Here is a 22,592-nt window from a genome sequence, read left to right as displayed (position 1 = left end):
CGCTCAATCCCTAACGCAAATTAATCATCTAATAATGCCGAATCTACTTTATGAGGTAAAGTAACTTTTAAATTAGGTTCAATTTCCATAGCTCTTTTAATAGCAAAAATGGCTTCGTCGTTACGAGCCCAAGAACGTCTAGAAATACCATTATTAACGTCCCAAAAAAGCATAGACTTTAAACGTCTATCGGCTTCTCTACTACCATCAAGTACCATACCAAAACCACCATTCATCACTTCGCCCCAGCCAACGCCACCACCATTGTGTATACTTACCCAAGTAGCGCCTCTAAAGCTATCACCTATTACATTTTGTATCGCCATATCTGCTGTAAACTGGCTTCCATCATAAATATTAGAGGTTTCACGGTAAGGGGAATCTGTTCCCGAAACATCGTGATGATCTCGGCCTAATATTACGTATCCTATTTCCCCCTTATCAATAGCATTATTAAAAGCTTCAGCTATTTTCATTCTTCCTTCCGCATCAGCGTAAAGAATACGAGCTTGAGAACCTACCACGAGCTTATTTTCTTGAGCGCCTTTTATCCAGGTAATATTATCCTGCATTTGCTGCTGAATTTCTTTTGGGGCTTTTTGTTTTAATTCTTCTAAAACCTGAGTAGCAATTTTATCGGTTTTTGCTAAATCTTCGGCTTTTCCTGAAGCGCAAACCCATCTAAACGGACCAAAACCATAATCGAAACACATAGGTCCCATGATGTCTTGCACGTAACTTGGGTATTTAAAATCTTTACCATTCTCTGCAAAAATATCGGCTCCAGCTCTAGAAGATTCTAATAAAAAAGCATTTCCATAATCAAAAAAGTAGGTGCCTTTAGCTGTATGTTTATTGATAGCTTCTACTTGACGTATTAAACTTTTTTGAACTGCAGCCTTAAATTTTTCAGGTTGGTTAGCCATCAATTCGTTAGACTCTTCATAAGATAAACCAACAGGATAATAACCACCAGCCCAAGGGTTGTGTAAAGAAGTTTGATCACTTCCTAAGTCGATATGAATGTTTTCTTCATCAAATTTTTCCCATACTTCTACAATATTCCCATCGTAACCTATAGAAACAGTTTCTTTATTTTTTTTAGCTTCTCTAACACGCTGAGCAAGTTGATCTAAATCGCTAATAACCTCTTTTACCCAACCTTGTGAATGACGAGTTTGAGTAGCTTTAGGATTAATTTCGGCGCAGACCGTAACACAACCAGCAATATCTCCTGCTTTAGGTTGAGCTCCACTCATCCCACCAAGTCCGGAGGTAACAAAAAGTCCGCCTTTAGGCTCCTTTTTTATTTTTCTAAATCCGTTAAGGACAGTGATGGTAGTGCCGTGAACAATTCCTTGGGGACCGATATACATATAACTTCCTGCAGTCATTTGTCCGTATTGAGTCACACCTAAAGCATTAAATTTCTCCCAATCATCTGGCTGGGAATAGTTAGGAATCATCATACCATTCGTAACTACCACTCTTGGAGCATCTTTGTGAGAAGGAAATAAACCCATAGGATGACCGCTATAAACTACTAAAGTTTGTTCATCGGTCATTTCAGCTAAATACTTCATCACCAATGTGTATTGTGCCCAGTTTTGAAAAACAGCTCCGTTTCCTCCATAGGTGATCAATTCATGAGGATGTTGAGCCACGGCGTGATCCAAATTATTTTGAATCATAAGCATGATCGCTTTGGCTTGTTCACTTTTTCCAGGATACTCTTCAATAGGACGAGCATATATTTTATAATCTGGGAGAAAGCGATACATATAAATTCTTCCGTAAGTATTGAGTTCTTCTTTAAACTCTGGGAGTAAAGTGGCGTGATGTTGAGGCTCAAAATAACGTAATGCGTTTTGGAGAGCTAATTTTTTTTCTTCAGCAGAAAGAATGTCTTTGCGCTTTGGAGCGTGATTAATTGAGGTATCGTATTCTTTTTTTTGTGGCAATTCGTTAGGAATACCTTGTAATATAGTTTGTTTAAAATCTAACATCTTGATTATCGATTTGATGAGTTGAATGATTAATTTTCGGTAAAATTAATTCACTAAGGATAACGAATGTCAACGCGATGTCGACGGGTAGAAATAGCAATTTTAAATTGGAGTACTAAATGTTTCATTCGCTAGTTTTTGAAACTATCTGTTTTTTTATCATAACCGTAAGGACAATGTCTGCAACCACTTTTACAGCAATAACCACGTTTTAAATGGTACTGCTCGGTAAAACATTTATATCCTTCTGGAGTAAGGTAATAATCACCTTCTTCTAGGGGTATTCTTTTTTTGATAGACATAGTGCTGTAAAATTACAAATTAAGCGTGTAAACCTTAGTTTAAAAAAGAAAAACCTAAACTAAAAATCTTTGTAAGCTTTCAAAATTAAGTGGAAATATAGATAATGATTGTATTTTTGAAAAAAAAAGTAAGTTTGTCTAAGTCCGTTTCGTCTTCCAATCAATATGTAACTCAATTAAATGGGATTGATCTCTATTTAAAACGAGAAGATCTATTACATCCTTTAGTGTCAGGGAATAAATTTAGAAAGCTAAAATATAACCTTCAGCAAGCAAAAGAACAAAACAAAAAAACAATACTTACTTTTGGAGGAGCTTTTTCTAACCATATTTTGGCTACTTCCGCAGCAGCGAAATTAAATAATTTAAATTCTATTGGAATTATTAGAGGAGAGGAATTGGGAGGAGAGAACTTAGAAAAAACACTTTCTCAAAATGAAACTTTAAGAAATGCAAAAGCAATGGGAATGCAACTGCATTTTATCGATAGAGAGTCTTATCGAGATAAAGAAAATACTTTATTTATTGAGCGCTTAAAAAATAAGTTTGGGGACTTCTATTTAGTTCCTGAAGGTGGAACAAACAACTTCGCAATTAAGGGTTGCGAAGAAATTTTAACTAAAGAAGATGATAATTTTGATGTCATTTGTTGCCCGGTAGGAACGGGAGGAACCATAGCTGGAATTATTAACTCTTCTTCTAATCATCAAAAAATTTTAGGTTTTTCTACACTCAAAGGGGATTTCTTAAAAGAGGAAGTAGCTAGTCACGTAAAAAAAAATAACTGGGAGATTATAATAGATTATCATTTTGGCGGTTATGCTAAGGTAGATAAGGGGTTAATTGATTTTATGAATAAGTTTAAGTCTGAATATAATGTACTTTTAGATCCTATTTACACAGGGAAAATGATGTATGGTATTTTGGATATGATTGAAAAAGGTGAATTTTCTAAAAATACACGTATTTTAGCGATTCATACAGGAGGTTTGCAAGGAATTTCTGGAATAAATAAAAAATTGGTACGTAAAAACTTACCACAAATTATTAGTTAAGCATGAAAGGAAAAATTCTTATTTTATTGTTATCAGCGGGTCTTATCGTAAGTTCGTGTGGAAGTAAAAAGAATGTCGTTAAATCTAATAAGGATAAGAGAGAGAAAGTTATCATTGCGAATGAAAATTCGAATTATAATCACAATGAGAATGATAAAGTTATAACTCCCAACTCCAATACTACTCCAATAGATTCTTCAGAAAAAACTAGAGAAAATACAGCACCCGTTTTTGAAGATAATAATGAGCGTTACATTTATAATTATGCTCAAATAGCAAAAGATGAAATGTCTCTTTACGGAATTCCGGCAAGTATAACCATTGCGCAAGGAATACTAGAGTCTAGCGCAGGAAGAGGAGAGCTTACTTTAAAGTCTAACAACCATTTTGGTATAAAATGTAATGGTTGGGAAGGGGAAAAGGTATACCATGATGATGATACCTACCAAGAGTGTTTTAGAAAATATAAAGACCCTAAATATAGCTTTAGAGATCACTCCTTATTTTTAAAAGATAGAAGAAGATACTCTTCACTTTTTAATCTTAAAAAAGATGATTATAAAGGATGGGCGTACGGCCTTAAAAAGGCTGGATATGCCACAGATCCTCGTTATCCTGCAAAACTTATTAGTATTATAGAAAGATATCAATTACATCGTTTTGATGACGAGGTTTTAGGAAATGGTAGTAGAGAAGGCAACCCTTCTAAAGAGACCAAAGTAGATTACACAAGTATTCGTTATACAGTAAAAAAAGGAGATACTTTATATAGCATTTCTCAACGTTATAATCTTACTGTAGAAGAATTAAAATCTATCAATAAATTAAAAAGTGATGGCTTATCAATAGGCCAAAAACTTTATGTAAAAACACTTTAAAAGAAATACACTTTATGTTGTATCAAAGAAGCAGTCAACTTTTTCAAGAAGCAAAAAAATATATTCCGGGTGGAGTAAATTCACCTGTAAGAGCCTTTAGTGCAGTAGGAGGAGATCCTATTTTTATTAAAGAAGCAAAGGGAGCTTACATCTATGATGAAGACGGACGAGAATACATAGACTACATCAATTCTTGGGGACCTATGATTTTGGGTCACGCTCACCAACCTGTAATTGATGCTATTATTGAAAAAACTAAAAAAGGTACTTCTTTTGGAACTCCCACCGAAATAGAAACTCAAATCGCCAAATTAGCCACTACAATGGTTCCCAATATAGACCAAATTAGAATGGTGAATAGTGGGACAGAAGCTTGTATGAGTGCAGTTAGGTTGGCAAGAGGTTTTACAGGGAAAGATAAAATTATCAAATTCGCAGGTTGCTACCACGGTCACAGCGATTCTTTTCTTATTCAGGCTGGGAGCGGAGCGGTTACTTTTGGTACACCTAATAGTCCTGGAGTTACTAAAGGGACTGCAAAAGATACTTTACTAGCTCAATTCAATAACTTATTGAGTGTAGAAGAGTTAATTGCAGCCAATAAAAACGAGATTGCCTGTATCATTTTAGAGCCAGTTGCTGGTAATATGGGGTGTATTCCTCCACAAGAAGACTTTTTAGAGGGACTTCGTGAATTGTGTAACGAGCATGACATCTTGCTTATTTTTGATGAAGTAATGACTGGTTTCCGTCAAGCGGAAGGAGGAGCACAACAGCGACTAAATGTAAATGCAGATATTGTAGCATTTGGTAAAGTTATAGGAGGCGGACTTCCAGTAGGAGCTTTTGCCGCCCGAAAAGAAATTATGGATTATCTAGCGCCTATCGGTCCGGTGTATCAGGCAGGAACCCTTAGCGGAAATCCTTTAGCGATGGCAGCAGGTTTGGCAATGCTTACCGAACTTCACGACCATCCTGAAATCTTTAAAAGTATCGATGAGAAAACCATTTATCTTAAGGAAGGCTTAGATAAAGTACTAACGAAAAACGGAGTTGCGTTTACGATTAATCAAATAGGATCGATGATCTCTGTTCATTTTTCAGAAACCCCTGTGGTAGATTTTGAAAGTGCCGCTTTAGGAAATAATGAATACTTCAAGAAATTCTTCCACGGGATGTTAGAAGAAGGTATTTACATTGCTCCAAGTGCTTTTGAAACCTGGTTTATATCTGAAGCTTTATCTTACACAGATCTTGATAAAACTATCGCTGCGGCAGATAAAATTACCGCTGCGTGGTAGGTTTATAATTCCGTAAAGACTTTTAAAAACCTCCTAACTATTTTTATTATAAAAAGTTAGGAGGTTTTTTATTTATGGAAAAGGTTACTCTTTAAATTTTGAAATTTCGGTATTATAATCCAAACCATGTCTTTTTAGATAAGTTGAAAGGCTTTCTTTAAATTCCATAGCTTCTCTACGTTTGTCAACATTTTTTGGGTCAAACAATAGATATAAAGAACCGTCTGATTGTAATTGAGTACCATAAGTTTGAGGTTGATTATGAGACATTAAAAACCGGTCTTCTAAGTAAGCTAGCAAATCTCTATCAAAAGTGCCCGAATGAGTCGCATGTTCAAAATCCTTATAGTAATACGCAATCCATTCTGGAGAGGAATGTTGAAGCGTAAGGAAAACAGCATATTTACTTCTATAGTCTGTTAGTTCATCTTGGGTAGGAAAACCACATTTTTCAACTAAGGAAACAAATTTTTGTAAATTTTCTGCATCTACTTCTTTTCTATCTCTGGTTCCAGTATGTCTTACATCTTGATCTTCTATGAATATTTCGATCAATAAATTATTGATATTGTCACAATTTAGATCAATCAACTTAAAATTTTCAAGTGGGTTTGGAGACTTATCGATCAAGTTTTTAATTAATGCATCTTGGTTTTTAGATTCTTGCTTGCAAGCCATAAATACTGCAAGTGAAGTAAACATAAAAATTATTTTAATGAACCTATGTTTCATTATTGTATAAATTATTTTTTAAAGCTTACAAAATCAATATAAATTTACAGGGTAGGAGCTTAACCTGAAACTTGAATAATTTCATTTTTCTCTAAAATTTCATGAATATCATTATTTTTTCGCCCTTCTACGTGCCTTAGCCATAATCCAGCCTGAGTTTTATTTATACTTCCTTTTTTAAACTCACTTTTAATTAATTGTTTTAATTCTTTCCAGTATTTTTCAGGAGAATGAAGAAATATAAGATCTGGACTTTTATCACAGTTTGTATTTTCATTTGTTGGATAACCATTTTTCTTTGTATAAGTAATAAGTGCTTTTGTGTTTTTATGATCGATTTCTGTTTGCAATTTCATTAAGGAATCTGCTAAAAGAGAATCTATAGGGTGTTTATTAGCAATAGCTCTAGCTCTTTTTCCGTAAGCTAAGCGGTCTTCTCTACTGTATTCATTCACATATTTATCTCTACTGATTCCTTCAGCTTTTTTCATAGAATCTATAATTGCAAAGAAAGGATCTATTATGCGTTCATCTCCACGATATTTTTGATCATCTTCAATAAGTTGATTTATAAAATTGCAGGGATTTGATTGTTGAGAAGGTAATTCTAAATTATTCTTAGTCTTTTTGCAACTATAACAAAAAGCTAAAATAAAAACCAACAGAATTGACGGACTTATTTTTAATAGACTTTGAACATTACTTTTCATTATTTATAAATGCTTATTAATCTCTAACAACTCCTCTAGATAATCCCTCTTATTTGAAAGCCTAGGGATTTTATGCTGTCCGCCAAGTTTATTGTTTTGCTTAGACCACGTATAGAATAATTGTTCTTTAGCGATATGTACTTTAAGCATATTAAGAGTGACGTTATTTTTTCTTTTAGCTTCGTAGTCGCTATTAAGGGTTTGCAAAGTTTCATCTAAGCAACGTTCAAAATGGTGAAGATTTTCAGGCGGAATTTTAAACTCGATAATCCATTCGTGGGCGCCTTTATTTTTGCCTTCCATAAAAATAGGTCCAGCCGTATAATCTACAATTTCGCAGGCGGTTAATTTAGTTGCTTTTTTTAGCGCTTGTTCTGCATTTTCGATAATGAGTTCCTCTCCAAAAACATTAATATGATGTTTGGTTCTCCCCGTAACTTTTACTCGGTAAGGATAAGTAGAGGTAAATCTAACTGTGTCTCCAATTTTATAACGCCATAGACCCGCATTGGTAGTAATGATAATCGCGTAATTAACACCAATTTCTACTTCGCTTAACGGAATTACTTTTTCTTCTAAAGAACCATAGCTATTCATCGGGATAAACTCATAGAAAATACCGTAGTCTAACATGAGTAAAAGCTCCTTGCTATCATTCCTATCTTGGACGGCAAAAAAACCTTCTGAAGCATTGTAGGTCTCGTAATATTTAAAATTAGGCTTAGAAATTAAATTATGATATTGTTCTTGATAAGGTTCAAAACTTACACCGCCATGAAAATAGACTTCTAAATCTGGCCACACCTCTTGTAAACTTGCTTTTTGGGTGTATTGCATCACATTGTTAAGAAGCACCAACATCCAAGAAGGAACTCCAGCTAAGCTGGTGACATTCTCTTGAATAGTACTTTTTACAACGGCCTGCATTTTGGCTTCAAAATCACTCATCAATGATATTTCGTTGTTGGGAGTAGAACTGTAGGTAGCCCAAAACGGCATATTGTCAATAAGAATAGCCGATAAATCTCCGAATACCGTCCCGTTTTCTCTGTACAATTCTTTACTTCCGCCTAAGCGTAAACTCTTTCCTGTAAACAGTTGAGAGTTCTCATTGTTATTTAAATAAAGGCATAGCAAATCTTTACTTGCAGCATAGTGACAGTCTTCTAAAGACTCCGGACTTACAGGTATAAATTTGCTTTTCGCATTGGTGGTTCCGCTAGATTTTGCAAACCATTTTATAGGAGTGGGCCAAAATATGTTATTTTCACCTCGACGACTTCTTTCTATTAAAGGCTCTATATCTTCATACGATTGAATAGGTACTCTTTCCTTAAATGTAGCGTAATTGCGTATACTAGCGAAATCGTATTTTTGTCCAATAAGTGTGTGTTTTGATTTTTCGATTAACTGATGCAAAATCTCACTTTGAACTTCATGTGGATATTTTATGAATAGCTCCATTTGATGGATTCTTTTCTTTAAGAACCAGGAAGCAATTGAATTTACAATAGGAATTGGCATTAATCGTGTATATTTAAACCTTTATTGAAAGTTATAAAAATAAAACTTAAAAGTTGATAGAATCACTTTCTTAGTAAAAATAAAAAAAATATGCTATTTGAAGGAGTACTAAAAAAAATGCCTACCGAATTAAAAGAAAAAGTTCAATACTACTTAGTATTTGAGAACGATTTTCTTCATCTAAATCAAATTTTAGATCAAAAAATAAGTTTATCATTCTTAAAATTTCAATGTCTTAATTGTGGTAAAGACAAGAAAATTTTTAGACAAGGATTTTGTTATGACTGTTTTTATGAAATCCCACAGGCAGGAGATTGGATTATGAAACCAGAACTCAGCACCGCTCATTTAGATAAAGAAGATAGAGATCTAGAATATGAAAAAAGAGTTCAGCTTCAGCCACATATTGTTTATTTAGCAAATTCTAGTAATGTAAAAGTAGGGGTAACCAGAAAGACTCAAGTTCCTACACGTTGGATAGATCAAGGAGCTCACGAAGCTTTAGGGATTTTAGAAGTTCCTAATCGATACCTTGCCGGAATTGCCGAAGTAGCTCTTAAAGATCATGTAGCCGATAAAACCAATTGGCGCACCATGCTTAAAAATGAAATTGAGGATGTAAACTTAGAAGAAACTAGAAATAAATTAGTAGAGTTTTTACCTGAAGAAGTTGAGCCTTATATCTTAAAAAATAATAAAGAAACAGAAATTAATTTCCCTGTTTTGTCTTATCCAACGAAGCTTAAAAGTTTAAACCTTCAAAAGAAGTTAGATTATAGCGGAGTGCTTAAAGGGGTTAAAGGGCAATATTTAATCTTTGAAGATAATACTGTATTTAATATACGTAGTAATGAAGGACTTTATGTGAGATTAGAGATAAACTAATTTGCTAATGAGTACAAATAGAAAAAGGTTCGATAAAATTTATCGAACCTTTTTTATATTATAAATAAGCGAAAGCCTATTATATATCTTCTTGATCTCTTAAATGCTGAATATAAGAAGCTTTTTGAATTTGTCTTCTTTTTTCTACAGATGGTTTTGTGAAATGTTTGTTATCTCTTAATTTCTGAAGCGTTTTAGTATCACGATACTTTCTTTTTAAACGTTTTAAAGCACGCTCTATCTTTTCACCGTCTTTTACTTTTACAATTAGCATATAGTGTTTTTTTAATATTAAATTTTATAATGATACTTCAAGTATCGCGTCCAATAATTGAAAACAAATAGTTTTGCAAAAAAATTGAGGTGCAAAGATATAAATAAATATCTATAAATGAAGTAAAAATGAATTATTTGCGAAATTATCCTAAATAATTTCTCAAGATTTTATTTTTCGATGAATCTTTTAGTTTTCGTATCCCTTTCTCTCGTATCTGTCTAACGCGTTCTCTAGTAAGGCCAAAGGTTTCTCCAATTTCTTCCAAACTCATAGCTTGGTGATTCCCTAAGCCATAAAATAATTTAATTACATCTGCCTCACGTGTAGATAAAGTATCTAAAGCTCTAGTGATTTCTATAGTTAAAGAATCATGCATTAAAGATTGATCTGGGTTGGGAGAATCTCCGCTATTTACAACATCATATAAACTAGATGTTTCTCCTTCTCTTAAAGGAGCATCCATAGATAAATGTCTTCCAGAGTTTTTTAAAGATTGTCTTACGACACTAATACTCAAATCTAATTCCTTAGCAATCTCTTCGGCTGTTGGTGGTCTTTGGTTGGTTTGCTCTAAATGAGAGAAAGCCTTATTGATCTTGTTAATAGAACCAATTTTATTCAGCGGTAAGCGAACAATTCTACTTTGCTCAGCTAAAGCTTGTAATATAGATTGACGTATCCACCAAACGGCATAAGATATAAATTTAAAACCTCTAGTTTCGTCAAACCTTTTAGCAGCTTTAACCAAACCTACATTACCTTCATTAATTAAATCGGGTAAGGTAAGCCCTTGATTTTGATATTGTTTGGCAACAGAAACCACAAAACGAAGATTTGCTGTAGTTAGTTTGTCTAAAGCTATTTGATCTCCTTCTCTAATTTTTTGAGCCAGTTCTACCTCTTCTTCAGCAGTAATCAAATCTACTTTACCAATATCTTGCAAGTACTTGTCTAAAGAAACCGATTCTCTATTGGTTACTTGCTTGGTAATTTTTAGTTGTCTCATATAGTAAAACTGTTTTTTATGTAAGTTAGCAAAAAAGCGCTAACCAAGGGTTTTATTTTTTATCTTTTCCTTTTCCAAAAAGATCTTTAAGGACATTACCTGCGGCTTCTTTAATTTTGTCCTCTTTATCTTTTGGCTTTGTAGGTATTGTATCTTTAGTAGTCGTATTTGTTGTCTCTTCTTTACCACCGCCTAATAAATCTTTTATTTTATCTTTAGTTTTGTCTATTGCTTTATCTTTTTGAGTAGCAATAATTTGCTGTGTTAACTCTTGTACAGCTTGTTTAGTATTTACATTTACGTTAGGACTAGTAAAAGTTCCGCTTAAGCCAATAGGTAGAGCTACGGTCATCGTCTCTAGGTCTGATGCACTTAATTTTGCGATTTCCCCACCAACACTAGAACCAAGATATTTAGCAGGAATATCTAATGATAAGGTGTAATCCATTACATTTTCAAAACTGTGTGAACCTCCAGCAGTAATATTTATTCCTTTAATATTAAAATCAAAAGGTTTTACGTTGACTTTACCGTCGCTAAAGGATAAATTGGTTTGTAGGTTCTTTAAATCTAAATTATCTAAATTGATAAAATCTAACCTTCCGTCGAGTTTAGCTAATAAAGGTGTTTTTTCAGAATTTACTTTTGCATCTAAAATTTGAGCAAAAGCATCTCCTGCCAGACTAGCGATGATGGGTGTAAAGTCATTATTTAAATTCCCTTTAAGATTAATCGTTGTATTTAAATCTCCTTGAAGCGCTTTAGCTAGAGGAGCCATAGTTTGTATGATTTCTAATCCGTTAAAAGACTGCACAATGTCTATACTCTTTAATCCAAGATTCATATCAAAAGTTGGAGTAGTATTTTTAGTAGATACATTCCCACTAATTCCTATATTTCCTCCAAAAATATTAGAAGTTACATTTTCTAATTTTGCGGTTTCATCTTTAATAATAACCGCTCCTTTTACGTTAGTTAAGGTAAGATCGTCATATAAAACCTTGTTAGCGGTGAAGTCTAATCGGGCATCTAAGAAAGAAGGGATTTTTATAGCCTCTTCTTTGCTGGTAGCACTAACTTTATTTTCTTGAGTCGTTTCGGTTTTTGCTTCCGCGGAAGCGACCATGAAATCGTTTAATGAAAAAGTATTAGACTGTACATTAAATCTACCTTTTAAATCTTGATCTGAAAATAAGTAACCCATTAGATTCTCTAAAGACCCCGAAATATTAGCATCGGTTTGTCCAGATTTTATCTGCATCTCTTCTAAAGCAACTTTTGTGGTGTTAAAATTAAGGCTGGCTTTAGCAATATTTACATCATTAGGAATTTCGGGAGAAACGTATTTAAAATTGGTGATACTGGCTTTACCGTTACTTTTTACATTTTGATATTGTTCTCTTTCAATAGAGTTCATATCAAAATTAGTTGTGAAATTAGCTTTAAGAATACCGTTTAAATCCATCTCTAAATCGATAGGGTAAGCTTTTTTAAGATTGGCAAGGTTTAAAGTCCCATTCACGGCAAGATTGACTAACATATTTTCGGTAAGGTTTTTAAAATTTCCTTTAGCAGAAAATACATCTTGATCTATTTGAAAATTAAGCTGGTCTAAATTTAGGTAGGTGTCTTCAACAAGGCCTGTTTCATTTTTAAGAACAGCATCTAAACGTATATTCTCAACACGTTTGGGCAATTCTGCGTATTTAAAAGAAGCGTTATCACTTTTTACCGAAATATCTAATTGAGGAATATGAGTTTCATCTACAATACCTTTAATACTTCCGTTAAGCATAAAATCTCCTGTAGTTTCAACACCGTCTAAATTTTTAGCATAGGTTTCTGGGATTACCGCTAAGAAATTTTTAAAGTCTGATGATGGAGTTTTAAACGTTAAATCTATCTCGTTGTTATTCTCGTTAACTTTCACAAATCCGTTAAAGGTTAATGGCAACTGATTGATGTAAGCTTCGTTTTCTAAAAAAGTATATTTTTGGTTTTCTAAATCGAGTTCAAAGTCGGCATCTAATTTTAACTTGTGATCTTTAAGGTAATTAATGCTATCTAACTCAAATGAGATAATTCCTTCTGAAGTAGTTTCTAGTTTTGTCGTTGCCGCAGAGAAATCTCCTGTTCCTTCGTGATTAAACTCAGAAATTTTTAAAAACGTTTTGGTTTTTTGGTCTAAATAGTTAATTCTGGTGTTGTTAATCTCATAGTGCTGCACGTCTAATGAAAGTCCGCCACTGCTGACAGTATCTTGAGTAGAAGTTGGGGGAGTTTTTTTAGCAATATCGTAATTAGCATTCCCTAAAGAATCTACCTTTATATTTACATAAGCCGTATTTAAAATAAGCTCATTAATACTTAAAGGTTCATCACCGCTTTTAAACAGTTGAGGAATATCCATGCTTAATTTAATTTCTTCTCCAGAAGCCAATGTATCTCCTGCAAAAGGTTCTTTATTAATAACGCTAAGGTTTTTTAAAGTTACTAGAGCATCAGGAAAGCTTTTATATAGGCTTAAATCTAGCTCTTCCCAGCTTACAGTAGCATTTACATTATTATTGATCGATTTTTTTATTGCTTTTTCAATTGGCCCTTTAAAAAGGATAGGAGCCAAGAAAATAAGGATGATTAAAACCCCGAGTACAATTCCGATTATTTTTAATGCTTTTTTCATAATTACTCTATGCTTAATTCTTGAGTTGATTTTAAGTTAAATTTCTTTCTAAAAATATATACTGCTAGGTACAAAAAAGGAGTGTCTAGCAATGCTATTAATACTTTAAATAAAAAGCCGCTTAATAGTAAAACACCAAACAAATCCCATTCAATTTCATTAAAACTACATAGTAATAGTAGTACCACAAATGTATCTACAAATTGAGACAAAAACGTAGAAAAATTGTTACGTAACCATAAATGTTTTCCTTGGGTTAATTTCTTCCAAAAATGGTACAATTGTATGTCTACCAATTGAGCTAATAAATAAGCCATCATCGATGCCATTACGGCAATAGCGGTAGAACCAAACACTGTATTAAATAAGCTGTCACCTATAGGTGACCAGGCTGTAGCAGGTACTTGGGTAGCCATGTAAACAATAAATAATGAAAATACAGAAGCGAAAATTCCTGCAATGACAACTTGGTTAGCTTTTTTCTTACCGTAAATTTCACTTATGAGATCGGTGATAAGAAACGTAATAGGGTAAGGCAAAATGCCTACAGAAATTTCAAAACGATGAATACCGAAAAAATCCCAATAGAAAAATTTTTTAAATATTAAGTTAGAAACCACTAAAGCCGATATAAATAGTGCGCCCAAAATAAAGTACACTTTATAGGCTAATAACTTTTTGCTCCCTTTCAATTAAACTAAATTTGTTAATATCTCTAAACGGCAAATTTAGGAGTATGTAAATTTGTTTTGCTTAATTTGCTGTGAAATTGTAGAACCCATTCTGTTAAATTTTTGAAAAAATCCACACTAACATACATTGCTTTAGGAAGTAATCAAGGAGATAGGCATCAATACCTACAATTAGCAGTAGATGCAATTCAAAAAAGAATTGGAGATGTCGTGCAAATTTCTTCCATTTATGAAACTGCGGCATTTGGTTTTGAAGGTCAAGATTTTTTTAATGCTTGCCTAGCTGTAAAAACTAGATTTTCGGCTAAAAAGGTTCTTCAGCTTTTACTAGATATCGAAAACTTGTACGGGAGGCAGCGTTCCATTAATGGTTATCAAAATAGGACATTAGATTTAGACATTCTTCTTTACGGAAATGAGTTGATAAGCGTAAAAGATTTAGAAATTCCTCACGCTCATTTGCATCAACGAGATTTTGTTCTTTTTCCCTTAACGGAAATAGCCGCAGAAACGATTCATCCTCAATCTCAAAAGAGCATTCAACAATTAAAAGGTGAATTGTCCACAAGTCAAATTAAAATTTCTTCTGAAAAACTGAAAGTAAAAACTCTAAGTCTTAACCATTATAAATATATAGCTATAGAAGGCAATATAGGAGCTGGTAAGACGAGTTTAGCCACTATGATCGCTGAAGATTACAAAGCAAAACTTATTTGCGAGCGGTTTAAAGACAATCCCTTTTTACCTAAATTTTATAAAGATCAACACCGTTATGCCTTTCCTTTAGAAATGTCTTTTTTGGCAGATCGTTATCAGCAATTGCTCGATGATATTTCACAGTACGATTTGTTTAGTGATTTTATGGTGGGTGATTACGATATTTATAAATCCCTCATTTTTGCTAAAGTAACCTTGCAACAAGAAGAGTTTAATCTTTATAAAAAGCTTTTTGATATTATGTATAAAGATTTGGCAAAGCCAGATTTATACGTGTATCTCTACCAAAATACAGAGCGTTTATTAGAGAATATAAAAAAGCGAGGTAGAAGTTACGAACAAAAAATTCCTGCAGATTATTTAGAAAATATTAATAAAGGCTATCTAAACTTTATAAAAAACCAGCAACATCTTAATGTAAAAATCATTGATATTTCTAACTTAGATTTTGTAGAATACCGAGAGGATTATTTAAAAATTTTGGAAGAGATAAAAAGCTAAGACTTCATCTTTGCAAATAAATCCCACATAACTACACCGGCACTTACCGAAATGTTTAAAGAGTGTTTACTCCCATATTGCGGGATTTCAATAACATAATCACTCGCCGAAACGACACTTTGCTGTACTCCTTTCACTTCATTACCAAAAACAATAGCATAGGTTTCATCGCTTTTAGGAGAAAAATCATTTAGCATTACTGCATCTTCAGCTTGTTCGATGCTCAAAATTTTCACTCCTTTTTCACGGAGTTCTTTGATCACGTCTTCGGTGTTTTCCCGATGCTCCCACATCACAGTATCGGTGGCGCCTAAAGCAGTTTTTTGAATGTCTTTATGAGGTGGGGTAGCGGTAATTCCGCAAAGAAAAATTTTTTCAATCAAAAAAGCATCGGCAGTTCTAAAAACAGATCCAATATTATTAAGACTTCTAATATTGTCTAAGATAACGATTAACGGAGTTTTTTTAGCTTCTTTAAAATCTTCAATAGATTTTCTGTCAAGCTCGCTGTTTTTTAATTTTCTATTTTTCATAAGTGCGAAAATAATGAAAACTTATAAACAGGAAAGCATTTTACGTCTTCTGTCAAACATAGAATTCTTATTTTTACTCCTTGATTAAAAAAGAAAAATTTTGACTGCAAAAAAAGCTCCCAAAGTAACGCCATTAATGAAACAATATAATGCTATTAAGGCAAAATATCCCGATGCGATGTTGTTGTTTCGGGTGGGCGATTTTTATGAAACCTTTGGGGAAGATGCTATTAAAGCAGCGAGAATTTTAAATATTGTACTTACCAATAGAAATAACGGTGGCGAAAAACTCGAGTTGGCTGGCTTTCCCCATCATTCTTTAAATAATTATTTACCTAAACTGGTAAAAGCCGGGCAGCGGGTAGCAATTTGCGATCAACTAGAAGATCCTAAACAAACCAAGAAAATTGTAAAACGAGGGGTAACCGAATTGGTAACTCCTGGCGTTTCGTTGAACGATGAGGTGTTACAGAGTAAAAGCAATAATTTTTTGGCTGCAGTACAATTTGGAAAAAAACTTTACGGAATTTCATTCTTAGACGTTTCTACAGGAGAGTTTTTAACTGCTCAAGGTGATGCAGAACATATTGATAAGCTTTTACAGAATTTTCAACCTAGTGAAGTTTTGATTCCGAAAAAGAATAGAAAAAACTTTACGGAATTATGGGGAGAGAATTTTCATACCTTTTATCTTGAAGATTGGATTTTTCAACCCGATTATGCAGATGAGACGTTAACCAACCATTTTCAAACGAAAAACTTAAAAGGTTTTGGTGTAGATCGTTTGCCGGAAGGGATTATAGCCTCTGGTGCGGTTTTGCATTATTTAGGTGAAACTCAGCATAAACAATTGCAACACATTTCTTCCTTATCGAGAATTGCCGAAGAAGAGTATGTGTGGATGGATAGGTTTACCATTCGCAATCTAGAACTTTATCAAGGTAACGCTTTACAGGCCGTGACGCTTTTAGATGTGATAGATAAAACACTTTCTGCTATGGGAGGAAGGTTGTTAAAACGTTGGTTGGCACTTCCGTTAAAGAATAAAGAAAAGATTGAAGCAAGGCATGCAGTGGTGAAATATTTTATTAAAAATCCGCAGCAGCGAAAAGAAATACAGGAGCAAATAAATAAAATTGGAGATTTAGAGCGTTTAATTTCTAAGGTCGCCACTCAAAAAATAAGTCCGCGAGAAGTTGTTCAGTTAAAAAAATCATTAGATGCAATTCTTCCTATTAAGGAACTTTCCGCGTCAAGCGAAGCAGAAGCTTTACAGGTTATTTCAGAAAATTTACACAGTTGTGATTTGCTTCGCAAAAAGATAGAAGAGTCTTTACACGAAGAAGCTCCAGTAAATATTAATAAAGGTAATGCGATTGCTACAGGATTTTCTCAAGAGCTGGACGAGCTGCGACAATTGGCATTTTCTGGGAAAGATTATTTAGATAAGATGCTTGCGCGTGAGGTGGAAGCGACAGGAATTACGAGTTTAAAGATAGCTAGTAATAATGTTTTTGGATATTATATAGAAGTACGAAATTCTCATAAAGACAAGGTGCCTGAAAGTTGGGTGAGAAAACAAACTTTAGTGAATGCCGAACGTTACATCACCGAGGAGTTAAAAGAATACGAAGCCAAAATTTTAGGAGCTGAAGAGAAAATTTATGCTTTAGAGCAAGAGATATTTCATAAAATGGTGCTTTGGATGGCTGATTATATAGAGGTGATTCAAAAAAATGCTTCTCTTGTAGCGCGTTTGGACTGTTTGCAAAGTTTTGCACAATTGGCATTAGAAGAAAACTACTGTGAACCTACGATAAATATGGGGCACGATTTACAAATTGAAGAAGGCAGACACCCTGTAATTGAAAAACAATTGCCGGCGGGTGAGTTGTATGTTTCTAATAATGTAAGTTTAGATAGAGCCGAGCAGCAAATTATTATGATTACTGGTCCTAATATGAGTGGTAAATCGGCTATTTTAAGACAAACAGCATTAATTGTATTGTTAGCTCAAATGGGTAGTTTTGTGCCAGCAAAAGCGGCCGAAATAGGTTTAGTAGATAAAATTTTTACCAGAGTGGGAGCAAGTGACAATATTTCACTGGGAGAATCTACTTTTATGGTAGAAATGAACGAAACCGCCAATATTCTTAATAACTTATCGGAAAGAAGTTTAATACTGCTCGATGAGATAGGGAGAGGAACAAGTACTTATGACGGTATTTCGATTGCTTGGGCGATAAGCGAATATTTACACGAACATCCTTCTAAAGCAAAAACTCTATTTGCTACCCACTATCACGAATTAAATGAAATGACACAAACGTTTACACGGATTAAAAATTATAACGTTTCTGTAAAAGAACTAAAAGATAATGTATTGTTTTTAAGAAAACTCACTCCGGGTGGCAGCGAACATAGTTTTGGAATTCATGTGGCTAAGATGGCAGGTATGCCACAACAAGTTTTACATAGGGCAAATAAAATATTGAAAAAGCTAGAAAAGTCTCATGGAGAAGAAGGTTTAAGCAATCAAGTAAAAAAAGCTACAGAAAAAGAGCCTCAACTAAGTTTTTTTAAATTAGATGATCCTTTATTAGAAGAAATAAAAGAAGATATATTACATATTGATATTGATACACTTACGCCAGTGGAGGCGTTGATGAAATTAAATGAAATTAAGAGAATGCTAGGGGTGCAGCAGTCTAAAAAAGAAAAAAAATAAATTTTCTTTCGATTTTTCTTTGAAAAGCTAAAAAAAGGATTAAATTTGCATCCGCAATCACGATTGCACGTTCATTTACAGATTACGCGAAAATAGCTCAGTTGGTAGAGCGCCACCTTGCCAAGGTGGAGGTCGCGGGTTCGAATCCCGTTTTTCGCTCAGAGTCTACTAGTTATTTATATACTTTATAAAAACATATTGGCTCGGGTGGTGGAATTGGTAGACACGTTGGACTTAAAATCCAATGAACATTAGTTCGTACGGGTTCAAGTCCCGTCCCGAGTACTCAAAGCCTTGTTAATCTTTTGATTTTCAAGGCTTTTTTGGTTTATAAAATTAATTTAATCAAAAATATATTGTAAAGTTAGAGAGGTTAAATAACCACCTTCAAAATCACCAGTACCATATAAATAAGAAGCTCGTATTCCAAATGCTTGAGAGGCGATTTTAAACTGGTATCCTAAATTTACAATAGGACCATTGATGGTTTCTTTAATTAAAGTGTCTTCTTCTATATTGTTTTCGTCAAGACTTAAGCCGGCTTGTTCAAAGCTATATCCTATACCAAAAAAACCACCAGATTTATTTTTTGTAAATGAGTCTTTTGTGCTGGCAAGACAAAATTAAAGTCGATGCTTATGGGTATATGAAGTGTAATTGGATTTTCTTCGGCAAAATTATTTTTCAAATTATATCCAATTCCCAAGTTAGTACCAACAGATATAGTGGAATATTCTCCAGTTTTAAAGATATTAAGCCTTGGAGAATAAGTTATTCCCACAGCATGTAAGTTCGCATTTCTTGTGCCTAAAAAACCAGTAGCGCCTATAGCATGAGAAAATGTTTGTTGAGCATTTATAAGATTTGAGGAAAAAATTATAAATATTAAAAGTAGTAGTTTTTTCATAGTGGAGTTAATAAGGTAAGTTTAGGTTAAAAGAGATAAGCTTATTATTTACTGCTATTATATTACTATAAAAATCACAGGAAACAGATTAATAATTAAGAGAAATTTCTAAATATCATGTGTTGATAAGCGGTTTGTAGATTTTTAAATTGTCTCTGAATAGATGTGTCATTCTCTATAGCTACCATTCCCAACAAAGGAATCAATTGAAAAGATTCCTCGTAGCAGTAGGCAGCGAGTTCTTTTGAAATTGATGATAGGTCGCTTTCTAAATTTGACTGTTGTTCTTTTAAATGGTCTTGCCAACTCTTTTTTAACTTGTGGTAAAATAAGGACGAAGTGTTTTCTAAGTGGGTTTTAATCTCTAGGATTTTGGTACTGATAAACTCATAACGTTCTGGTTGATGATTTTTCCAGATTTCCTTTTTGCTGGATACAAATTCAGAAATATCTTCAAAAAGATTCTTAGTAATTCCAATCATAACCGGAGTGAAACAAGCTAAAGCAAACTCCATAAAAGGATAAGTAGAAATTGGGTATTCGTTATATCTAGGCCTTGTAGATAAATCAAATAAATGATTTTTAGGAATAAAGGCTTTTTGAGTTTCTATATAATGACTACAGGTTAAAGGCAATCCTATGGCATTCCAGTCTTTTTTAATTATAACTGATTTGCTGGGAATAATAATAGCAATGGGTTTCTCTTCTTTTATTGTAACTGCAGTAAATAATGAAGCTTGCTCAGAGCCACTACAGTATTTCCAACTACCACTTAATGCATAACCATTGGGTAGAGAGGTTAGTTTGCCAGAAGGTTTCCCGCTTCCAGCGACTAAAGCATTTTTAAGAGAAAAATAGGTTTGTGCGGTTTTTTTATCACAATAATCGGCGAAATAGGCTCCACCGACACCAATACCCAATAACCATCCCCAGTTTCCGTCAAGAAAGGAAGCGTTTTCTATCCACTTGGCACCTTCGTCTAAGCTTAAAGCAAGGCCGTTATAGTTTTTGCCTAAAAACATTTTAAAGAGTTTAGCTGAATAATGTTTTTCTAAAGCTAAAGCAGAAAGTTTTCCTTGCGGATGACAGTTTTCTCTTTGAAAATAGTGCTGGAAATCTATTCGATTTTCTTTTATCCAGACAGTATTGTTGTCTTTTATAGCTTTAATAGCATCGTCCCACATAAACGGAATATTTTATTCAAATAATTACAAATAAAAATCCCCTCCTGTAAGGGAAGGGATTTTTTATTTCACTAAAGAAAAAGATTACATGTCGTCGTTACCTTCAACTTCGTCTTCTACTTCTTGAGCAGCATTGTCTACAGCTTCACCAGTTTCATTGGCAGCATTTTCAATTGCGTCTCCAGTGTCTTCAGCAGCATCTTCAATGGCATTTCCTGCATCGTTTGCAGCATCTTCCATATCGTTACCAGCTTCGTCCATTTCGTTTTCAGCTTCGTCCATGTTCATTTCAACTTCTTCTTTTTTGTTTTCTTCTCTACAAGAAGTGAATGCTGTTGAAAATGCAAATAACATAGCTAGCATTATTACTGATTTCTTCATAATTTTTGGTTTTGTGTATTAGTATTAAATTTAATTATCGTCTCCGATTTTTTCAATTTCTTGATTTACTTCTTTGTTTACCTCGTCGTCTACTTTTTCTGCAGTACGTTCTAAGATTCCTTTGTCTTCTTTAGCTTCTACCTCAACTTCTTTTACTACTTCAACTTCTTTTACTTGTTCTTCAGATTTCTTTTCTTCTCTACAAGAACTAAATACAAGTGTGAAAGTTAAAAAGCTTAATGCTAAAAATGATTTTTTCATTAGTTGCTAATTGTTATGGTTAATGTTGGGGCTAAATTATATATTTTAACAATACTAAAATAGAAAACTCTAATAAAATTTTATTAAATTTTTAATTAAAATGATTCTTTATGAGGTAGATACTGTGTGTTTTAAAAGATTTTTTCTTTAATTTCCATCATAACTCTACTTTTTGCTCCTCTATTTTTCTCGATGAATCGGAAAGAATTCTTACCTGTGTCAATTCTAAATTCAGTATCCATAACTAATTTTTTAACTATAGTCTGAAGAGCCTGAGGATCAGTCACACTGAATAACGCTTTTTCTTTTATGAGTAAATCTGCCTCTGGGAATTTCTTATGATTTTCTCCTATTATGATAGGTACACCAAATGTGGCGGGTTCTAAAATATTGTGTAAACCCGTGTTCCCTGCAGCGCCACCCACATAGGCAATATCCGCGTAAGCGTAAAGTTTAGAAAGCAAACCAATGTTGTCTATAATAAGTACTTGCTTGTCCCTTAAACTCGATTTTTGAAGTTGAGAATGTAAAATGTACGAGGTCTTTAGCTTTTCCGTTAAAGAATGAATTCGCTTTTTTTCTACTTCATGGGGTGCGATTATAAACTTCAACTCGGGGTTTTTATGTATTAGCTCTAGTAAAAGAGTTTCATCTTCTGGCCAAGTGCTTCCGCAAACCATACATAGTTTCTGTTGCTTAAATTCTTCTGCGAAAGCGAGCTTGTTTTGCATTTGTAATTGTTGATAAACACGATCAAAACGAGTATCACCACTGACGCTAACATGATGAATTCCTTTGTCTTTTAAAAGGTGTAAAGAATCTTGATGCTGAACAAAAATATGGGTAAAGCTTTTTAAAGCTTCAAACATGAACCCTCCCAATGGATTAAATAAAAATTGATTTTTTCTAAAGTTGGCCGAAATTAAATAAGTGGGAATCTTTCTTTTTTTTAATTGTTCAAGATAATTAGGCCAAATTTCATATTTAATAAATAGAGCGATATCGGGCTGGATGGCTTCTATAAATTTTTTAGCATTGGTTTTGGTATCTAAGGGAAGATAGGTAGTGAGTTTCGCATAGGGATTATTTTTTTTTATTTCATAACCCGAAGGAGAAAAGAAACTAACAATAATTTCACTAGTTGGGTGTAGTGCTAAAACTCCTTCTATAATAGGAACAGCTTGTTCATATTCTCCTAATGATGCTGTATGAATCCAGATTCTTTTATGCTCTTTTCTAACCGATAGCTTAAGCTGAATTTGCTGAAAAACGTTTTTTCTACCTTCTACGAACAATTTCATTTTTGGGCTAACCACCTTTAACAACGGT

21 protein-coding genes and 2 tRNA genes are annotated in these 22,592 nt (G+C 33.6%); 8 read left to right on the top strand and 15 right to left on the bottom strand.

The window, feature by feature from the left end; translation table 11 throughout:
* Positions 1 to 20: 20 nt before the first annotated feature.
* Together LX95_RS05830 and LX95_RS14580 are read right to left on the bottom strand one after the other, a co-directional pair.
* Positions 21 to 2,006 carry a urocanate hydratase gene (locus LX95_RS05830; protein ID WP_111540503.1) on the bottom strand — a complete coding sequence of 662 codons (1,986 nt, stop codon included), beginning with the start codon at positions 2,004 to 2,006 and terminating at the stop codon, positions 21 to 23.
* Between the two features lie 131 nt (positions 2,007 to 2,137).
* Positions 2,138 to 2,308 (bottom strand): DUF5522 domain-containing protein, encoded by a 171-nt coding sequence (locus tag LX95_RS14580; RefSeq protein WP_170116584.1) that lies wholly within the window; start codon positions 2,306 to 2,308, stop codon positions 2,138 to 2,140.
* Positions 2,309 to 2,412: 104 nt separating this feature from the next.
* On the opposite strand from LX95_RS14580, the gene LX95_RS05825 reads away from it, so the two are divergent.
* From LX95_RS05825 to hemL, 3 genes are read left to right on the top strand one after another with little or no spacing between them, the layout of a single operon-like run.
* Positions 2,413 to 3,363, top strand: a complete 951-nt coding sequence (locus LX95_RS05825) for a 1-aminocyclopropane-1-carboxylate deaminase/D-cysteine desulfhydrase (protein WP_111540502.1) — start codon at positions 2,413 to 2,415, stop codon at positions 3,361 to 3,363.
* Positions 3,364 to 3,365: 2 nt separating this feature from the next.
* Positions 3,366 to 4,241, top strand: coding sequence for a glucosaminidase domain-containing protein (locus LX95_RS05820; RefSeq protein ID WP_111540501.1), 876 nt, complete (start codon positions 3,366 to 3,368; stop codon positions 4,239 to 4,241).
* A 14-nt stretch (positions 4,242 to 4,255) separates the two neighbouring features.
* Positions 4,256 to 5,542, top strand: coding sequence for a glutamate-1-semialdehyde 2,1-aminomutase (hemL, locus tag LX95_RS05815; RefSeq protein ID WP_111540500.1), 1,287 nt, complete (start codon positions 4,256 to 4,258; stop codon positions 5,540 to 5,542).
* Positions 5,543 to 5,626: 84 nt separating this feature from the next.
* Here the strand turns inward: hemL and LX95_RS05810 are convergent, their stop codons facing one another.
* The 3 genes from LX95_RS05810 to LX95_RS05800 all read right to left on the bottom strand — a co-directional run bounded on the left by LX95_RS05810 (position 5,627) and on the right by LX95_RS05800 (position 8,508).
* On the bottom strand, positions 5,627 to 6,244 hold the full coding sequence (locus LX95_RS05810; protein WP_111540499.1) for a hypothetical protein: 618 nt from the start codon (positions 6,242 to 6,244) through the stop codon (positions 5,627 to 5,629).
* 89 nt (positions 6,245 to 6,333) lie between these two features.
* Complete coding sequence (locus tag LX95_RS05805) at positions 6,334 to 6,984, bottom strand: hypothetical protein (protein ID WP_146240746.1); 651 nt, start codon at positions 6,982 to 6,984, stop codon at positions 6,334 to 6,336.
* Between the two features lie 3 nt (positions 6,985 to 6,987).
* Positions 6,988 to 8,508, bottom strand: a complete 1,521-nt coding sequence (locus LX95_RS05800) for a GH3 auxin-responsive promoter family protein (protein ID WP_111540497.1) — start codon at positions 8,506 to 8,508, stop codon at positions 6,988 to 6,990.
* A 90-nt stretch (positions 8,509 to 8,598) separates the two neighbouring features.
* Here LX95_RS05800 and LX95_RS05795 point away from each other — a divergent pair, with 90 nt between their 5' ends.
* Complete coding sequence (locus LX95_RS05795; RefSeq protein ID WP_111540496.1) at positions 8,599 to 9,393, top strand: DUF2797 domain-containing protein; 795 nt, start codon at positions 8,599 to 8,601, stop codon at positions 9,391 to 9,393.
* A 79-nt stretch (positions 9,394 to 9,472) separates the two neighbouring features.
* On the opposite strand, the gene rpsU is transcribed toward LX95_RS05795, so the two are convergent.
* From rpsU to LX95_RS05775, 4 genes are all read right to left on the bottom strand, one after another.
* On the bottom strand, positions 9,473 to 9,667 hold the full coding sequence (rpsU, locus tag LX95_RS05790) for a 30S ribosomal protein S21 (protein ID WP_111540495.1): 195 nt from the start codon (positions 9,665 to 9,667) through the stop codon (positions 9,473 to 9,475).
* Positions 9,668 to 9,812: 145 nt separating this feature from the next.
* On the bottom strand, positions 9,813 to 10,676 hold the full coding sequence (locus LX95_RS05785) for a sigma-70 family RNA polymerase sigma factor (protein WP_111540494.1): 864 nt from the start codon (positions 10,674 to 10,676) through the stop codon (positions 9,813 to 9,815).
* A 52-nt stretch (positions 10,677 to 10,728) separates the two neighbouring features.
* Positions 10,729 to 13,359 (bottom strand): AsmA-like C-terminal region-containing protein, encoded by a 2,631-nt coding sequence (locus LX95_RS05780; RefSeq protein ID WP_111540493.1) that lies wholly within the window; start codon positions 13,357 to 13,359, stop codon positions 10,729 to 10,731.
* 2 nt (positions 13,360 to 13,361) lie between these two features.
* Positions 13,362 to 14,051, bottom strand: coding sequence for a queuosine precursor transporter (locus LX95_RS05775; RefSeq protein WP_111540492.1), 690 nt, complete (start codon positions 14,049 to 14,051; stop codon positions 13,362 to 13,364).
* A 102-nt stretch (positions 14,052 to 14,153) separates the two neighbouring features.
* Here LX95_RS05775 and folK point away from each other — a divergent pair, with 102 nt between their 5' ends.
* Positions 14,154 to 15,269 carry a 2-amino-4-hydroxy-6-hydroxymethyldihydropteridine diphosphokinase gene (gene folK / locus LX95_RS05770; RefSeq protein ID WP_111540491.1) on the top strand — a complete coding sequence of 372 codons (1,116 nt, stop codon included), beginning with the start codon at positions 14,154 to 14,156 and terminating at the stop codon, positions 15,267 to 15,269.
* Here folK and LX95_RS05765 read toward each other — a convergent pair.
* Complete coding sequence (locus tag LX95_RS05765; RefSeq protein ID WP_111540490.1) at positions 15,266 to 15,802, bottom strand: RNA methyltransferase; 537 nt, start codon at positions 15,800 to 15,802, stop codon at positions 15,266 to 15,268. The genes folK and LX95_RS05765 overlap by 4 nt on opposite strands.
* 136 nt (positions 15,803 to 15,938) lie before the next feature.
* Between LX95_RS05765 and mutS the strand changes: the two genes are divergently transcribed.
* From mutS to LX95_RS05750, 3 genes are all read left to right on the top strand, one after another.
* The gene (gene mutS, locus LX95_RS05760) at positions 15,939 to 18,530 is read left to right on the top strand and encodes a DNA mismatch repair protein MutS (protein WP_111540810.1); all 2,592 of its coding nucleotides are present in this window, start codon (positions 15,939 to 15,941) and stop codon (positions 18,528 to 18,530) included.
* An 86-nt stretch (positions 18,531 to 18,616) separates the two neighbouring features.
* Positions 18,617 to 18,689 (top strand) — tRNA-Gly (locus LX95_RS05755).
* 42 nt (positions 18,690 to 18,731) lie between these two features.
* A tRNA-Leu gene (locus LX95_RS05750) sits at positions 18,732 to 18,815 on the top strand.
* 274 nt (positions 18,816 to 19,089) lie between these two features.
* Here the strand turns inward: LX95_RS05750 and LX95_RS05745 are convergent.
* The 5 genes from LX95_RS05745 to LX95_RS05725 form a co-directional block, all read right to left on the bottom strand.
* Positions 19,090 to 19,437, bottom strand: coding sequence for a hypothetical protein (locus LX95_RS05745; RefSeq protein ID WP_111540489.1), 348 nt, complete (start codon positions 19,435 to 19,437; stop codon positions 19,090 to 19,092).
* Positions 19,438 to 19,532: 95 nt separating this feature from the next.
* Positions 19,533 to 20,621: an acyl-CoA dehydrogenase family protein gene (locus LX95_RS05740; RefSeq protein ID WP_111540488.1), complete on the bottom strand. Its 1,089-nt coding sequence runs from the start codon at positions 20,619 to 20,621 to the stop codon at positions 19,533 to 19,535.
* 84 nt (positions 20,622 to 20,705) lie between these two features.
* Positions 20,706 to 21,002 (bottom strand): hypothetical protein, encoded by a 297-nt coding sequence (locus LX95_RS05735; protein ID WP_111540487.1) that lies wholly within the window; start codon positions 21,000 to 21,002, stop codon positions 20,706 to 20,708.
* Positions 21,003 to 21,032: 30 nt separating this feature from the next.
* Positions 21,033 to 21,263 carry a hypothetical protein gene (locus LX95_RS05730; RefSeq protein WP_111540486.1) on the bottom strand — a complete coding sequence of 77 codons (231 nt, stop codon included), beginning with the start codon at positions 21,261 to 21,263 and terminating at the stop codon, positions 21,033 to 21,035.
* A 131-nt stretch (positions 21,264 to 21,394) separates the two neighbouring features.
* A complete protein-coding gene (locus LX95_RS05725) occupies positions 21,395 to 22,564 on the bottom strand; it encodes a 3-deoxy-D-manno-octulosonic acid transferase (protein ID WP_146240745.1) in 1,170 nt (389 codons plus the stop codon).
* Between the last annotated feature and the right edge of the window lie 28 nt (positions 22,565 to 22,592).

The organism is Mesonia algae, from assembly GCF_003253545.1.
Lineage (GTDB): Bacteria > Bacteroidota > Bacteroidia > Flavobacteriales > Flavobacteriaceae > Mesonia > Mesonia algae.
Note: the sequence above shows the minus strand (reverse complement) of the source record. Positions and strands in the feature narration are given on the sequence as shown.

Bases quoted from the DNA above. Each gene is read 5' to 3' on its own strand.
- LX95_RS05780 (WP_111540493.1), bottom strand. From the start codon at position 13,359: ATGAAAAAAGCATTAAAAATAATCGGAATTGTACTCGGGGTTTTAATC.
- LX95_RS05810 (WP_111540499.1), bottom strand. From the start codon at position 6,244: ATGTTTACTTCACTTGCAGTATTTATGGCTTGCAAGCAAGAATCTAAA.
- LX95_RS05820 (WP_111540501.1), top strand. From the start codon at position 3,366: ATGAAAGGAAAAATTCTTATTTTATTGTTATCAGCGGGTCTTATCGTA.
- LX95_RS05825 (WP_111540502.1), top strand. From the start codon at position 2,413: ATGATTGTATTTTTGAAAAAAAAAGTAAGTTTGTCTAAGTCCGTTTCG.
- hemL (WP_111540500.1), top strand. From the start codon at position 4,256: ATGTTGTATCAAAGAAGCAGTCAACTTTTTCAAGAAGCAAAAAAATAT.
- mutS (WP_111540810.1), top strand. From the start codon at position 15,939: ATGAAACAATATAATGCTATTAAGGCAAAATATCCCGATGCGATGTTG.
- LX95_RS05740 (WP_111540488.1), bottom strand. From the start codon at position 20,621: ATGTGGGACGATGCTATTAAAGCTATAAAAGACAACAATACTGTCTGG.
- LX95_RS05785 (WP_111540494.1), bottom strand. From the start codon at position 10,676: ATGAGACAACTAAAAATTACCAAGCAAGTAACCAATAGAGAATCGGTT.
- LX95_RS05830 (WP_111540503.1), bottom strand. From the start codon at position 2,006: ATGTTAGATTTTAAACAAACTATATTACAAGGTATTCCTAACGAATTG.
- LX95_RS05730 (WP_111540486.1), bottom strand. From the start codon at position 21,263: ATGAAAAAATCATTTTTAGCATTAAGCTTTTTAACTTTCACACTTGTA.
- LX95_RS05735 (WP_111540487.1), bottom strand. From the start codon at position 21,002: ATGAAGAAATCAGTAATAATGCTAGCTATGTTATTTGCATTTTCAACA.
- LX95_RS05800 (WP_111540497.1), bottom strand. From the start codon at position 8,508: ATGCCAATTCCTATTGTAAATTCAATTGCTTCCTGGTTCTTAAAGAAA.
- LX95_RS05795 (WP_111540496.1), top strand. From the start codon at position 8,599: ATGCTATTTGAAGGAGTACTAAAAAAAATGCCTACCGAATTAAAAGAA.
- LX95_RS14580 (WP_170116584.1), bottom strand. From the start codon at position 2,308: ATGTCTATCAAAAAAAGAATACCCCTAGAAGAAGGTGATTATTACCTT.
- LX95_RS05725 (WP_146240745.1), bottom strand. From the start codon at position 22,564: ATGAAATTGTTCGTAGAAGGTAGAAAAAACGTTTTTCAGCAAATTCAG.
- LX95_RS05765 (WP_111540490.1), bottom strand. From the start codon at position 15,802: ATGAAAAATAGAAAATTAAAAAACAGCGAGCTTGACAGAAAATCTATT.
- LX95_RS05805 (WP_146240746.1), bottom strand. From the start codon at position 6,984: ATGAAAAGTAATGTTCAAAGTCTATTAAAAATAAGTCCGTCAATTCTG.
- LX95_RS05745 (WP_111540489.1), bottom strand. From the start codon at position 19,437: ATGAAAAAACTACTACTTTTAATATTTATAATTTTTTCCTCAAATCTT.
- rpsU (WP_111540495.1), bottom strand. From the start codon at position 9,667: ATGCTAATTGTAAAAGTAAAAGACGGTGAAAAGATAGAGCGTGCTTTA.